The 13,540-nt window shown below is 69.6% G+C and carries 12 protein-coding genes; 4 read left to right on the plus strand and 8 right to left on the minus strand.

The window, feature by feature from the left end; translation table 11 throughout:
* Positions 1 to 27: 27 nt before the first annotated feature.
* The 4 genes from AC1RS9_RS09895 to AC1RS9_RS09910 all read right to left on the minus strand — a co-directional run bounded on the left by AC1RS9_RS09895 (position 28) and on the right by AC1RS9_RS09910 (position 4,417).
* Complete coding sequence (locus tag AC1RS9_RS09895) at positions 28 to 1,293, minus strand: FAD-binding protein (protein WP_038566553.1); 1,266 nt, start codon at positions 1,291 to 1,293, stop codon at positions 28 to 30.
* 194 nt (positions 1,294 to 1,487) lie between these two features.
* Positions 1,488 to 2,498: an NADP-dependent oxidoreductase gene (locus AC1RS9_RS09900; RefSeq protein WP_115296670.1), complete on the minus strand. Its 1,011-nt coding sequence runs from the start codon at positions 2,496 to 2,498 to the stop codon at positions 1,488 to 1,490.
* A 196-nt stretch (positions 2,499 to 2,694) separates the two neighbouring features.
* Positions 2,695 to 3,159, minus strand: a complete 465-nt coding sequence (locus AC1RS9_RS09905) for a GNAT family N-acetyltransferase (protein WP_051805511.1) — start codon at positions 3,157 to 3,159, stop codon at positions 2,695 to 2,697.
* A gap of 91 nt (positions 3,160 to 3,250) precedes the next feature.
* The gene (locus AC1RS9_RS09910; protein WP_131940362.1) at positions 3,251 to 4,417 is read right to left on the minus strand and encodes an acyl-CoA dehydrogenase family protein; all 1,167 of its coding nucleotides are present in this window, start codon (positions 4,415 to 4,417) and stop codon (positions 3,251 to 3,253) included.
* 285 nt (positions 4,418 to 4,702) lie between these two features.
* Between AC1RS9_RS09910 and AC1RS9_RS09915 the strand changes: the two genes are divergently transcribed.
* The 3 genes from AC1RS9_RS09915 (at position 4,703) to AC1RS9_RS09925 (ending at position 7,662) form a co-directional block, all read left to right on the plus strand.
* Positions 4,703 to 5,740, plus strand: coding sequence for a hypothetical protein (locus AC1RS9_RS09915; RefSeq protein ID WP_131940360.1), 1,038 nt, complete (start codon positions 4,703 to 4,705; stop codon positions 5,738 to 5,740).
* Between the two features lie 18 nt (positions 5,741 to 5,758).
* Complete coding sequence (locus AC1RS9_RS09920; protein WP_131940358.1) at positions 5,759 to 6,103, plus strand: hypothetical protein; 345 nt, start codon at positions 5,759 to 5,761, stop codon at positions 6,101 to 6,103.
* Between the two features lie 143 nt (positions 6,104 to 6,246).
* Complete coding sequence (locus tag AC1RS9_RS09925; protein WP_131940356.1) at positions 6,247 to 7,662, plus strand: hypothetical protein; 1,416 nt, start codon at positions 6,247 to 6,249, stop codon at positions 7,660 to 7,662.
* A 57-nt stretch (positions 7,663 to 7,719) separates the two neighbouring features.
* Here the strand turns inward: AC1RS9_RS09925 and pheA are convergent, their stop codons facing one another.
* Genes pheA through AC1RS9_RS09940 form a run of 3 tightly spaced genes read right to left on the minus strand, consistent with a single transcriptional unit; the run spans position 7,720 to position 9,933 of the window.
* Complete coding sequence (pheA, locus tag AC1RS9_RS09930; protein ID WP_038566544.1) at positions 7,720 to 8,844, minus strand: prephenate dehydratase; 1,125 nt, start codon at positions 8,842 to 8,844, stop codon at positions 7,720 to 7,722.
* Positions 8,841 to 9,275, minus strand: a complete 435-nt coding sequence (locus AC1RS9_RS09935; RefSeq protein ID WP_038566542.1) for a DUF4446 family protein — start codon at positions 9,273 to 9,275, stop codon at positions 8,841 to 8,843. Before AC1RS9_RS09935 ends, pheA begins: the two co-directional genes overlap by 4 nt.
* Positions 9,276 to 9,306: 31 nt before the next feature.
* On the minus strand, positions 9,307 to 9,933 hold the full coding sequence (locus AC1RS9_RS09940; protein WP_131940354.1) for a TMEM165/GDT1 family protein: 627 nt from the start codon (positions 9,931 to 9,933) through the stop codon (positions 9,307 to 9,309).
* 57 nt (positions 9,934 to 9,990) lie between these two features.
* Between AC1RS9_RS09940 and AC1RS9_RS09945 the strand changes: the two genes are divergently transcribed.
* Complete coding sequence (locus AC1RS9_RS09945; RefSeq protein ID WP_131940352.1) at positions 9,991 to 12,156, plus strand: hypothetical protein; 2,166 nt, start codon at positions 9,991 to 9,993, stop codon at positions 12,154 to 12,156.
* A 325-nt stretch (positions 12,157 to 12,481) separates the two neighbouring features.
* On the opposite strand, the gene AC1RS9_RS09950 is transcribed toward AC1RS9_RS09945, so the two are convergent.
* Positions 12,482 to 13,375 (minus strand): DUF5926 family protein, encoded by an 894-nt coding sequence (locus AC1RS9_RS09950; RefSeq protein ID WP_131940350.1) that lies wholly within the window; start codon positions 13,373 to 13,375, stop codon positions 12,482 to 12,484.
* Positions 13,376 to 13,540: the final 165 nt, after the last annotated feature.

Here is a 13,540-nt window from a genome sequence, read left to right on the forward strand (position 1 = left end):
TACGCCTGCCCCGGTTGCAGCACCAAATCAGGCCGGCTCATTCCCGAGCAACCGCTCGACCCAGGCGTTGCGGAACATGCCGGACGGGTCATGCCGACGCGCCTCGCCGTCGAGGGCATGCAGTCCGGGGAACTGTTCGCTGAGCTGCTGTGGCGGTGCCGCGTGCAGCTTGCCCCAGTGCGGGCGCGGGTGGCCGAGTGCAGCTTCGAGGGCCGGCAGTTCACGGCGGACGGCGTCCGGGTCGCGGCGCCAGGTGAGGTGGATGGCGAGCATCTCGCCTGTGGCGAACGGGCTCGCACTGAGGCTGTCGCCGGCGACGGCGCGGATCTCCATCGAATGCGCGAGGCGGGCGAAGACGTCGGCGAACCGTGGCAGCGCTCGCAGGGCGTCCGCGACCGTTTCACGTGAAACAAAGTACTCGCTCTGCACCTCGTCGCCGACGCTGGGGGTGAAGTCGCTGCGGAAGTGAGTCAGCCGTTCGGCGCTCGGCCCGTGAACACCGAGCTGCTCAGTCACCGCGACGGGATCAGCGCCTGGGCTCGGGTGACGAGGGCTCGTGGCGGCGCGGGCGCCGGCGAGCTGCGCCGGAGCATCGACGCCGCGCGGACGCTTGGCGAAGAGCAACGCCCGACCGCCGTCGCTCCAGTCGGGGGCGATGCTGAACGAGTAGAGCGGGCGCGTCAGGTCGTCGAGATGGTCGACGAGGGTGTCGTATTCGAGCCCTTCGTACACCGTCGTTGCGATGTCGAACGCGGGCACGACGTCGAGGATCAACTCGACGACGGGCCCGAACAGACCGAGATGCACGGGATAGTGCTCGAACCCGGGTTCGCCGCGCGTCATCGTGTGCAGCTCGCCCGCAGCGGTGACGTGGGTGAGCGAACGCACCGCAGACGCGAGGCTCGGACGCTCCCAGCCGGAGCCATGCGTCGCCGTCGCGATGGCCCCGGCGACGGTGATGTGCGGCAGTGACGCAAGGTTCTCGAACGCCCAACCACGCTGCGCGAGAACGGCGTTGACCTGCGCATACGTGGCGCCGCCGTCGATGGTGACGCAGCGTGCGTCCTCGTCGAGGTCGATGCGACGCTCGAGGTCGAGGAGGCTGAGCTGCACGCCGTCTGTGTCGGCGATGTCGTTGAAGCTGTGGCCGGTGCCGACCACCCTCAGCCGCCCACCGTCGGCCGCTGCCCGGCAGACCGCATCCTGCACCTGCGACGTCGTCCGCGGCGCGTATCGCTCGCGTGCTTCGAAGACGACGGTGCCGGCCCAGTTCGTGGAAGGGAGCGCGCTCATCCCCCGACGTTATACCCGCCCGACGGCGCTCGCCCGGGGTGCTCGAGGCCGGGGTGCTGGGTCTACCGGCGAGTGAGTCACTCTCGTGTCCGGGTGAGTCAGTCAGGACTGACTCACCCGGACGTTGGTGACGCAGTTGGATCTCACGTCGCATGCGCCGCCCTGCGGGGCGTGGCGCGACAGGAGTCGAACGATCAGATCGAGACGACCATCTTGCCGGTGTTGGCGCCGTTCAGCAGGTCCATGAACGCCTGCGGCGCGTTCTCCAGGCCCTCGACGACCGTCTCGTCCCACTGAACCGAGCCATCGGCGAGCCACGTCGCCATCTTCTGCTGGAACTCGGGCACGAGGTCGCGGAAGTCGCTCTGGATGAACCCGCGGATCGTGATGCGCTTGCCGATGACGAGCGCGAGGTTGCGCGGCGCGGCGGGCGGCTCCGTCGAGTTGTACTGCGCGATGGCGCCGCACATCGCGATGCGCCCGTGGGTGTTCATCGACGAGATGGCCGCCTCGAGGTGGTCGCCCCCGACGTTGTCGAAGTAGACGTCGATGCCCTCCGGCGCGGCGTTCTTGAGCAGGCCGCGGACGTCACCGTCCTTGTAGTTGAAGGCGGCGTCGAAACCGAGCTCCTCGAGACGCGCGATCTTCTGTGCGGAGCCCGCCGAACCGATGACGCGGGACGCACCCTCGAGTTTCGCGATCTGACCGACGAGCGAGCCGACGGCACCAGCAGCGCCGGAAACGAACACCGCGTCGCCGGAGTGGAATTCACCGACGCGCATGAGCCCGCCGTACGCCGTGATGCCGGGCATGCCGAGCGCGCCCAGGTAGGCGGACGGCGACACCTGCGCGCCACCGACGTTCGTCGAGACCTTGCGTGCCGCCTTCGCGGGCACGACGGCCATGTCGCGCCAGCCGAGGCCATGGAGGACGAGGTCACCCTCCGCGAAACCCTCAGCGCGGGATTCGACGACCTCGCCGACCGCGCCGCCGTCGAGGGGCTCGTCGATCTGGAACGGCGGGACGTAGGACTTCACGTCGTTCATGCGGCCACGCATGTACGGGTCGACGCTCATGACGGTGTTGCGCACGAGCAGTTCGCCGTCGCTGAGGGCGGGGAGTTCCCGCGTCTCGAGGCGGAAGTTGTCGGAGGTGGGCGCGCCATGGGGGCGCGATGCGAGCACGATCATCTGAGAAGTCGTCATGCCCTCACATTGCCACGGGCCACCGACAACGCTCCAACCGAGCCGGTCGAAGCCCCCTGCGTATCCACGGTCCACGACGGTCGATTCAAGGGCGAATGTGACCGAAATCGCGGATGAGGACGCCGCTTGCGAAGATGGCCGAATCGCAGATGGGGACGACAATCGCGGAGGGGCGGGCCTTCAGGGACGCAGCGCGTCAGTGGTGGTCGCGCAGTTTCAGCTGGTAGTAGACCGTCGCGCCCGTGGTGTCCAGCTGTTCGAAGCCGTGCGATTCGTACAGGCGGTGCGCGTAGGCGTTGTTGCTCTGCGTGCTGACGCGAACGTGGTGCGCACCGTTCTCACGGGCACCGTCGAGTACCGCTTCGAGCAGCGACCCGCCGACGCGGCGTCCGCGTGCGGCTCCGTCGACGAACAGGTCGGCGATCACCCAGTCGTGAGTGAGGTGGATCGAGTCGAACGCGCGGTAGACCTGCGCGAACCCGACGACGCCCACGCTGTCCCGGGCGCCGAGGACGAGCGTCTGCCCCGTCTCGATGCGCTCGGCCAGAAACGTCCGCGCGTCTGGCGTTGGCGCCTTGCCGCAGAAGCTGCGGTACTGCTCGAACAGATCGACGAAATCCTCGACGTCCCCAGGCATGGCATGTGCGATATCGATGTTCACGCCTTCATCTTGCCCAATCGCGCACGCAGCGGCCTCTGGGCACCGCAGAGCGGTTCGCCGGGACTCGACGAACCGTTCTGCGGGCGTCAGGTCACAACGAGCGGGCGATGAGTTCCTTCATCACCTCGTTGGCGCCGCCGTAGATCTTCTGGATGCGCGCACCGGCGTACATCTTCGCGATGGGGTACTCGAGCATGAAGCCATAGCCGCCGAACAGCTGCAGGACGCGGTCGATGACATTGCACTGCACGTCCGTCGTCCAGTATTTCGCTCGCGAGGCGGTGGCCGAGTCGAGCTTGCCCTCCATGTGCAGCATGATGCAGTGATCGAGCAGAGTGCGGGCGGCGAGCACGTCCGTCGAGCACTCGGCGAGCACGAAGCGCGTGTTCTGCAGGTCCATCAGCGTGCCGTCGAACAGTTCACGCGACTTCGCGTGCTCGACCCCGAGCTTCACGGCCAGCTCCGCCGATCCGACGGCGGTGCACGCGAGGCCGAGGCGCTCCTGCGGCAGCTGCTCCATGAGGTGGTAGAAACCGCGCCCTTCCTCGCCGAGCAGATTCGCGACGGGTACGCGCATGTCGGTGAAGTGCAGTTCGCGCGTGTCCTGACCGTGCTGGCCGATCTTCTGCAGCACGCGCCCGCGCTCGAAACCGTCGAGGTCGGCCGTCTCGAGCACGATGAGCGAGATGCCCTTGTGCCCGGCGGCCTTGTCACGCTCGCAGGTGCGGGCCACGAGGACGATGAGGTCGGCGTGACCGGCGTTCGTGATGAACGTCTTCGAGCCGTTGATGATGAACTCGTCGCCGTCGCGCAGCGCGCGCGTCGAGACGCGCTTGAGGTCGGAGCCCGCGCCGGGTTCCGTCATGCCGATGGCGCCGACCCATTCGCCGGAGCACAGCTTCGGCAGCCACTTGCGCTTCTGCTCCTCGGTGCCGTAGGCGACGATGTAGTGCGTCACGATGATGGCGTGGACGACGAAGCCCCACGAGTCGTCACCGGCCTTCGCCTGCTCGATGGCGACGACGGCCTCGTGCGCGAACGTCGCGCCGCTGCCGCCGTACTCCTCTGGCACCGACAGGCCGAGCAGGCCCAGCTCACCCGCCTTCGTCCAGACGTCACGATCGACCTGGTGCTGTTCGCTGTAGCGGTCGATGTTCGCGAAGATCTCGCGGCTGAACGTGGCGGCGAGACGCTGGAGGTCTTCCAGTTCGTCGTCCATCCACGGCGAGCGGTACGGCAGGGGTGCGGCCGGGCCCATGGGTCTTTCCTTTCGTCGGTTCCACCAGTGTGCCCCACATCACAACAACCTTGGCGCTGCGGGCGCGTCTCATTCACTGCCCGTCGCACCGGGTCCTTCACCCGAAGGGACCAATGACCCTGAATCTATGTTGACCGTCAGGTACGCTTTATCGAACGCGAGTGGTGAAATCCGACACGCGTAGTGGGTCTGACGTCCGACCGGGTGGTGGCGGACGACAGGCCCGCGCGAGCCGCCACGGCGCCGCGCACGGGGGAAGCGCAACCGAGAACGAGGAGCTGCTGCATGGCCAGCCATGACGCCGGGTGGGAGGCGTTCCGCCAGGAGTTCCGCCACTGGATGGAGCTTCGGGGGATGACGAGCAGGGCCCTCGCCGCTCGCCTCAACGAGCTCACCGTCGACCAGCAGTTCGACGAGCACGTCGTCAAGCGATGGCGCCACTCCACGTCACCGCCCCTCGAAGCCGTGCCTCACATCGCCTCCCTGCTCGCGATGAGCGACGACCCGAGCGGTCAGGCTCCCTACGATCCCGCGTTCATCCTGCGTCGCATGGGCCTGCTCGCGCCCGCCGCGCCGGCCCAGGAACTTCTCGACACGAGCCTGCGCCTGCAGGAGCTTCGCCTGCGCCTCAGTGAGGTGCGCGGCCAGCTGAGCCGCCACGCCGCGCGCACCGGCGCCGGCCAGCTCGTCCAGACGGCGCTTTCGTACGGGTACGCCGCGGCAGTCTCTCCCGTCTGGGAGGGACCGGTCGGCTATCCGATGCACGTCGCCGACCGCATCGACTTCCGCACCCCGCGCGACGACATCCCTGCCGTCGAGGAGAACGACGAGATGCTCGCCGCGCTCGTCGCCAACGCCGCCGTGCCGGGCACCCGCCATCCACGATTCAGCACCCAGCCTGATGATCTGGCTGAACAATCGCACTGGGCGATCCAGCTCATCGGCCGCCCCTCGATGCGCAACGGCAAGGCCATCCACCCCGCCGCGCCGGCGATCGCCGTCACCGCCTCGACGACGAGTGCGCGGGCCGACGACGTGGGCGGCATCATCGCGTGGCTGCTCGGCTACGGCTTCGTCACGACCCGCGAGATCGCGCGTGAGCTGACGCGCAACCCGATCGCGACGGACGCGCTGCGCAGCGAGGTGCACGATCAGTTCGTCGCGCGCCCGCCGTCGCACCACGTGTGGTCGCACCACAGCGTCATGGTGCCGGAGGACAACCCGAACTCGCCGTGGGCCGCAGCCGACGGAACCGGCTCGCCCGGCCTCGTGCACATCCGACTCGTCGAGGATCACCGGCTCATCGAGTGGACGTCCGAATAGCTCGGCGGGCAGCTCGGCATGAGCGCCGAGGAAGCTCTGACGCTGACGCAGACCACCTCGTCCACCGTCGAGGCCCGCCTGCACAGCGGCGCGCTCGCGCACGTGCGACGACGCACCCTGCTCGTGCCGACACCGTTCGCCGAGACGTCGGCGCAGCGGTGGGAGAACGCCCTCGGCGCGGCGCTGGCCGCGACGCGCTTTCTCGCCGAGCTCGGCGTCGAGCGCACCGACGGCCTCGACGCCGTGCATGATCGGTTGATGCGAGACGAACCGGACATCGCCCCCTCCTTGCTGCGGTGGCTGGCCGACCACGAGTGCCCCCTGGTCAACCCGAAATTTTCGTCCTGGTCGAATAGGGTCTGACGAGGTCAAGCGAAGATTTCTGTTCACAGGTCGGACAACCGACTTGGTGCGCGGCCAAGCGAGCCGCGCCTTCCTACACTGGCCGGAAGCCACGGCATGCGCCCGCGTCGGACACGGGCACGCTCACGAGGGGACCACCGACGATGGCAGCGCACGACTCCAGCTGGGAGATCTTCCGCAGCGAACTCAAGCACTGGATGGAAATGCGCCGCTTCACGAACAAGGCGCTCGCCGAGGCGATCAACGCAGACCTGCCCTCCAGCGGTCTGAGCGCACCCGTCGACGAGCAGATCATCAAGCGCTGGCGGCACTCGACGTCACCGCCCCTGATGACGCTCAAGGTCATCGGACGCATCCTCGGCATGAGCAGCGACCCCACCGGCCGCGCCACCTACGACCCGACGCACCTGCCGCGCGTCATGGGCATCCTCGACCCCGCCCCCGAGAACGCCGAGCTCATCGAAGCCGCCTACCGGCTGCAGACGGTGCGCGCCAAGATCGCCGAGGCCCAGAGCACCCTGACGGCGATCACTGCTGACGAGGGCGCCGTCAACGTCGTGCGCGCGGCCGCCGCGTCGGGGCTCGGCGCCGCCGTCCTGCCCGTCTTCGAGGGCCCGCGCGGCTACCCGATGCACGTCTCCGACCGCATCGACCTACGCGCCCAGGGCGCCGAGGCCACCGCGCCGCAACCGAACCAGTACCCCCTCGTCCATGACGCGCTGCACGACGCGTTCGCCGTCCGCAGTCGACGCGCACCGCGCTTCGCCGACACGAGCCTGCAGCCCAACCCCGACGCCTACGCCGCCTGGGCCGTGCAGCACGTCGGCTGCCCGCGCACGAGCGCGGTGGATCGCCCCCACGTCGGCCTGCCCGCCATTGCCATCACGTCCGTCACGACGACGCCGTGGCCCGACGACGTGGGCGACATCGTCGCGATGGTGCTCGGCTACGGCTTCACGACGACGCGTGAGCTCGCCCGCGAGCTGGTGAGCGACCCCTATGCGGCGGAACCGCTGCGCGCCGACATCCATGACAACTTCCTCTACGCCGCGACCCCGCTGTGTCGCGTGTGGACGCACCACAGCGCCGTCGTTCCGCCGGCGAACGACCATGCGCCGTTCGGCGACGCGCAGGGCCGCGTGACGAGCCAGCTGCTGCACTTCTACGTGCGCGAGGACGATGCTTCCCTGCGTCACGCCGCCGAGCACCCGGCGAGCCGCCTCGACCCCGTCTCTCCGGAGGAGCTCGACGCCGCCGTCGCCCGCACGCGCGCGACGCGCGCCGAACTCGACGCACGGTTCGAGCGCGTGCAGGACAACCCGCGCATCCGGCGCATCGACTACGCCTTCACGCCCGAGGCCGAGGACCGCTGGGCGCTGGTGTTCGCGATGACGCTGACGATCCTGCGCAGGCTCGACGAGCTGGGCGTGCGCCTCGACCTCACCGAACTGCACGAGCGACTCGCGCGCACCGAACCGCAGGTCGCACCGCAGGTGCTGCGCTGGCTCGCCGACCACGACGCGCCGTTCGTCGAGTCGCGTCACCGCACGCTGCACTGACGGGCGACTGACGCGCGGCGCCCTGCGACGAGGAGACCCCGTTCAGGCGGACGGCCCTCAGCGCAGCGCGTGCAACCACGCGCGGGCGTCGGCGAAGGCCTCGTCGCTCGTCTCGGGCGTGACGTCGACGGGACGCTTGTCGGCGCGCGCGTACGAGCCGAGATAACGCACGTCGGCGGCCACGCGCTTGAGCCCCATGAGCGCCTCCCCGACACGTTCGGACGCGATGTGCCCCTCGATGTCGAGCGAGAAGCAGTAGCTGCCCATCGCCTCGCCCGTCGGACGCGATTCGAGGCGCGACATGCTGATGCCACGCGTCGCGAACTGCTCGAGCAGTTCGAGCAGCCCCCCGGCGCGGTCGGCGTGCTGGTAGAGCACGAGCGTCGTCTTGTCGTGGCCCGTCGGCGCGGGGGTGCGGGGGCGGCCCGCGGCGTCGCGGGCCTTCGTCACGAGGACGAATCGGGTGACGGCGCCCGCGTTGTCGCCGATGTGCGTGGCGAGGGTCTCGAGGCCGAATACGTCGGCGGCCATCGGCGCGCACACGGCAGCCTGGAAGTTCTCTGCGGCGTCATCGGCGAGGCTCTGCGCGGCGGCGGCCGTCGAAAGCGTCGGCACGTAGGTCGCCTGTGGCAGGTTCGACGCCATCCAGCCGCGCACCTGCGGCCACGCGTGCGAGTGCGACCCGACGCCCGTGATTTGCTCGGCGCGCGTGCCCGGGCGGGCCGCGAGGACGAACGTGATCGGCACGAGCACCTCACCGACGAGCAGCAACTGCGAGTCCGTGGGTGCGCCGGCTCCCGCGTTGAGGGCGTCCAGCGTGGAGCTCACGCCACCCTCGACGCTGTTCTCGATCGGCACCATGACGCCGTCGACGCCACCCGAACGCACCGCGTCGAGCGCGGCCGGGACGGTCGCGAACGGGACCGAGCGTTCCAGGGCAGCCGCGACGAGGTCGTCCGTCGCGGTTGGGGCGCCGGACGAGCTGGGAGTCTGGTGCGAACTCGCCTCACCGGGGGTCGAAGCACCCGCGGCAGGCGTGGTCGCGTCCGCCCCCTCGTCACTGGCGGGACGCACCGCTCCGGCGGTGTCACGCCTCTGCTGCTCGAGCCACCCCCGCAGCGCAGCCTGCGTGAACGTGCCGGCAGGGCCGAGGTAGCCGTAGGTCGGTTCGTCGTGCGTCATCGGGCATTCCCCTCACCGGCGCGCGCCGCGGCGACCGCCTGCTTCTCCTCGGGCGTGAGCTCGCTCGAACTCGCGCCTGCTTCGACACTCTTGGCGTACGTGCGTGACTCGGCGCGCCCGTGGATCGACGAGATGACGAGACCGTCACCGGCGTCATCGACGAGGGCCGCCGAGAACGACAGCTGACCCGCCATGTCGCCGAACGCGTCGTAGCGGACGACTGCGACGTGCTTGAGCGCGCGTCCCGAATCGGCGCGGGCTGCGGCGAGTTCGGTTCGAGCAGCGGCGATGTCGCGCGCCACCTGGCGCGGGCCGCCGTCGTCGTCACCGATGATGGTCGCGAGGCGGGCCTCGCTCGCGCGGACCTGCACGAGCGCCCACCCGGCGAGCAGGAGAGCACACACTGCGACGGCGAGAGCGACGGCGATCACGACGTCAGCCTATGCAACCGGGCGTGGTCGATCAGACCGGCACCCAGGCCGGGAATTCGACGCCGGCGAGGGCGGCCACCATGAGCGCCGCGAACAGCAGGCACACGACGCCACCGGCGGTGCGGATGGCGGAGAGGCTGAGCCGCTTGAGCAGCGCCTTTCCGGCGACGGCGCCCAACGCCGAGACCAGGGCGAGCGCGAGGAACGCCGACAGGCCGACGAGCCAGGGGTTGCCGCCACGCGCGACGAAACCGGCGGTCGCGAGCTGGCTGAGGTCGCCCCACTCGGCGAGGAACAGGATGAGGAAGCTCGCCCCGATCGCCTTGAGCCCCTCGGCCGGCTTGGCCTTGGCACCGAACTCCTCCTCGGCCTCCGCCTCACCCTCATCGGCCTCCTTCGCGCCCTTGATCAGCACGAAACCTGCGACGAGGAACAGCAGCGCGACGACGGCGTGCACCGGCTTCTCCGGCAGCAGGGTGAGCGCGCGGCCGAACAGCACGGCGACGACCGTCTGCACGGCGAACGCGGACGCGACACCGATCCACACGTACAGGGGCCGATACTTCGTCGCGAGCACGAGCGTCGCGATGAAGGTCTTGTCAGGGAGTTCGACGAGGAACAGCGTCGTGAAGACGGTCAGGGCGAGGGCGAGATCCACGGGCCACGAGCCTACCGGTCGCAGCGAGGATCCAGGATCAGCGTCTACGCTTGAGCGGTGTTCCGTCGGTGGCTCGTGACTGCTCTCGTCGCCGCCGTGACGTTCGCGGCGCTCGCCGTGGGCATCTCCGTCGCCAAGTCCGACACCTCCCCCACGCATCGCGCGCTGCCCGGCAACCTCGTCGTCGTCGGCATGCCGGGGCTGACATGGAGCGACATCAACCCCGACACGACACCGACGCTGTGGGACATGTCGCAGCACGCCGCCGTCGGCAACCAGCTCGTCCGCGTCATCAGCGACCACTCGTGCAGCGACGCGGCATGGGTGACGCTGGGCTCCGGTACACGCACCCCGCTCGGCTACAGCCCGCCGATGGCGGCAGCGTCCGGCACGAACGACTTCTGCCCGCCTCCGGTGAAAGGCGAGTACGACGCGACGCACCACACCTACCGCTACCCGCAGTGGAGCACGTGGGCCAAGGACGCGCTGAAACGCAACATCCCCTCACGCATGGGGCTCGTCACCTCGACACTGGAGAAGGACGGCCAGTGCGTCAGCGCCGTTGGAGAACGGGCAACGCTCGGTGCGGCGAACCGTCAGGGCGTCGTCTCGCACTACTGGCCGAGCATCTCCGGCGCTGACCTCGCCGCGTGCCCCGTCACGTACGTCTCGCTCGAGGGGCGCAGCGACGCGCAACTGCGTCAGGTGCTCGACGCGGCACCCATCGACACGACCGTCCTCGTCACCGGCCTCACCGATGACGAACGTCCCGAATCGCCGCGCGCGATCATGCTCGACGGGCCGACGGTCGGCTCCGGCATGCTGCGCTCGCGCCAGACGCGTCAGCGCGGGATCGTCACGACGACCGACATCTCCGCGTTCGTCCTCCAACGCACCCCCCGCCCGCCGGTGCTCGGCGAGGGGCGCCCCCTGTCGATCGAACCCGTCTCGACGCCCGCCGCACTGCGCTCGGTGCGCCACACCCAGACCCTGCTGCGCACCGAGCGCAACCTCGTCGGGCCGTTCTTCGTCTGGGTCGCGGCCCTCGGCGCGCTCGCCGTCACCATCGGGGCGTGGCTGTCGGTCCGCGCGCGCTGGTGGCCCTGGAGCGGACGTGACGTGGCTGACGGCGACGCCGCGGGCGTCGGCGACGCCGCGGCTCGCGCCGTCATGACGCGCCGGCTGCGGGTGGCGCGCGGTTGGTGGGCGACGACGGGTGCGCTGCTCGGTGCGGTGCCGGTGGCCACCTTCCTGGCGAACCTCTACGCCTGGTACCTCCACGACCATGCGTTGGCGTGGCTCGGCGGGTGCGTCGTCGTCATCATCGTCGTCATCGCGACGCTCGCACTGCTCGGGCCGTGGCGTCGCTGGACGCCCGGCCCTGCCGTCTTCGTCGCCTCCTGCACCGCGCTGGTGCTCGCGATGGACGCGGTGCAGGGATCGCCGCTGCAGCTCGTCAGCGTGCTCGGGCTGCAGCCGGTGTACGGCGGCCGATTCTTCGGGATGGGCAACGTCGGATACGCGCTGTTCATGACGTCATGCCTGTTCGTCGCGGCGATGCTCGCGGGGCGTTATCGCGCGATGAAACGGCCGCGGCTCGCATTGCTGACGGTGCTCGCGATCGGCGTGCCCGCCATCCTCGTCAACGGGGTGCCGCAGTGGGGCAACGAGGGTGGCGGCTCGGCAGCGTTCGTGCCCGCGATCATCTACCTGGCGATGCGTGCGCGCGGGTGGCGGATCACGCTGACGCGACTGCTGCTCGCCGCGTTGGGCGGTGCTGCGTTCGTCTTCGTCATCGGCTGGCTCGACTACCTGCGCGGCGAGAGTGCGCGCACACACCTCGGCGACATCTTCGCCGGCCTCGTCGGCGACGGGCAGGTCAACCCGATCAGGCGGGTGCTGTACGCAAACTGGCACATGCTCAACACGCATTGGTTCTACTGGTTCGTGCCGATCTGGCTCGTCGTGTGCATCGTCGTGCTCGCGTTTCCCGACGGGCCCGGGCGCTTCCTCAAGCCACTGCTCGTGCGCGTGCCCATGATGCGGCACGGCCTCATCGCCATCACGATCATGCTCGCCGCCGGATTCCTCGCCAACGACTCGGGCACCTCGATCCCGCCCGCCGGCGCGCTCGTCATCATGCCACTGCTCGTCATCGTCGCGGCGCGCCTCGGATCGCCGCGCACGAGCGAAGCCCCTCGCGTGCCTGCCGTGAAGAGTTGACGGCCGTACCCATCTGCGATTTACGTCCACATTCAACGGACGTTGCGGGAAGGCGAATGTGGATGAAAATCGCAGATGGGTACAGGCTTCCGGGGGCTTCGAGCCCTTTCCACTGATCCCTTCACACCGTCGCCGACGTAGGACGCGCGCCGCGCTCGGCCCCTTCCGTCAGACGACGACGCCCCCGGCAGCGACACGCGTGAGGCCCCCGCACCTGACGATGTGGGGGCCTCACGAGTGACGGCAAGGTGAGCGCCTGATGACGAGCGCCGCCGCGGTCGTTGCCCGGCGGAGAGCCGAGCTCAGTGCGACCTGATGGCGGACGTCAGCGCAGCGTGATCTGGCGCGAGACGATGCCGTTGCGGGCGCGACGTTCGTCGGCGGTGAGCGGCTCGGTCTCGAGCGAGGCGAACGCGTCGTCGAAGGCCTTGGCGAGTTCGGCCATCGGCGCGGCCTGCTGCTCGGGCAGGCGGTCGGTCGCGACCTCCCACACGGGCGTCAGCACACCGCACGCACGGAACGCGCCGAGGAGGCGGCCTTCGTCGTCGTTCTCCGGCATACGTGCCTTGCCGGATGCGGACAGGCGGGCGAGCGCGTCGGTGGCCTTGTTCTCGTCGTGCGGCAGCACCCAGCGAATGAAGGCGCGGTCACCGATGAGGCACCAATAGGCGGAGTCGACGCCGTCGATCGGGGCGGTCGGAGCGATCGACTCGTTGGCGTCCTCCATCGAGACGGAGGCCTCTTCGCCGATCTCGTGCTCTTCGGGGATCCAGAAGTCGAACGTCTCGTGCACGGTCGGTTCGAACGTCGTGCTCGTGATGATGTCCTGCAGGCGCGGCGTCGCGGCGCTGACGCGCGGCGGTGCGGGCAGCGGCTGGCCGTTCTCGAGCTGCGTGACAGCGATGAGCTGCGCGGCGAGGTCGCGGCTCGCGTCGCCGGATCCACCGCCCGTCTGCAGCGCCACCATCATGTCGCCGTCCTCGCGACGCAGGCCGGGCCACGCCATCGGCAGGATCGTCGCGATGACCGCCTCGTGCTCCTGCCCGTCGACCTCGAAGGTGACCTTTGCCGTCGCCGACGGGACGATCTCACGCATCGCCACCCAGTCCGTCTCACCTGCGAGGCCCTCGAATGGACGCGCGACGAACGGCGCCGGCATCTGCGACGGATCGAGCGGACGCTTGTTCTCTTTGCCCTTGCGGCGTGAAGCCTTACCCATGGTCGATGAGTCTAGTGATGTCGCGTGCCCGCGGCGGCGCGATGCGTCATCTCGCTGCGGTAGTGGAACGTCGTCAGGCGCGCGCCGCGTCGGCTGGGGCCACACGCGTGTCGCAGCGAGTGCATCTGCCGAGCGTGCGAGGCCGATGCGCCGCAAGACGCGCAG

This window comes from Dermacoccus sp. MPR-E5 (assembly GCF_058809565.1).

Coding starts and splice junctions, on each gene's coding strand:
- AC1RS9_RS09915 (WP_131940360.1), top strand. CDS start 4,703: ATGGCCAGCCATGACGCCGGGTGGGAGGCGTTCCGCCAGGAGTTCCGC.
- AC1RS9_RS09950 (WP_131940350.1), bottom strand. CDS start 13,375: ATGGGTAAGGCTTCACGCCGCAAGGGCAAAGAGAACAAGCGTCCGCTC.
- AC1RS9_RS09910 (WP_131940362.1), bottom strand. CDS start 4,417: ATGGGCCCGGCCGCACCCCTGCCGTACCGCTCGCCGTGGATGGACGAC.
- pheA (WP_038566544.1), bottom strand. CDS start 8,844: ATGACGCACGACGAACCGACCTACGGCTACCTCGGCCCTGCCGGCACG.
- AC1RS9_RS09920 (WP_131940358.1), top strand. CDS start 5,759: ATGAGCGCCGAGGAAGCTCTGACGCTGACGCAGACCACCTCGTCCACC.
- AC1RS9_RS09900 (WP_115296670.1), bottom strand. CDS start 2,498: ATGACGACTTCTCAGATGATCGTGCTCGCATCGCGCCCCCATGGCGCG.
- AC1RS9_RS09895 (WP_038566553.1), bottom strand. CDS start 1,293: ATGAGCGCGCTCCCTTCCACGAACTGGGCCGGCACCGTCGTCTTCGAA.
- AC1RS9_RS09925 (WP_131940356.1), top strand. CDS start 6,247: ATGGCAGCGCACGACTCCAGCTGGGAGATCTTCCGCAGCGAACTCAAG.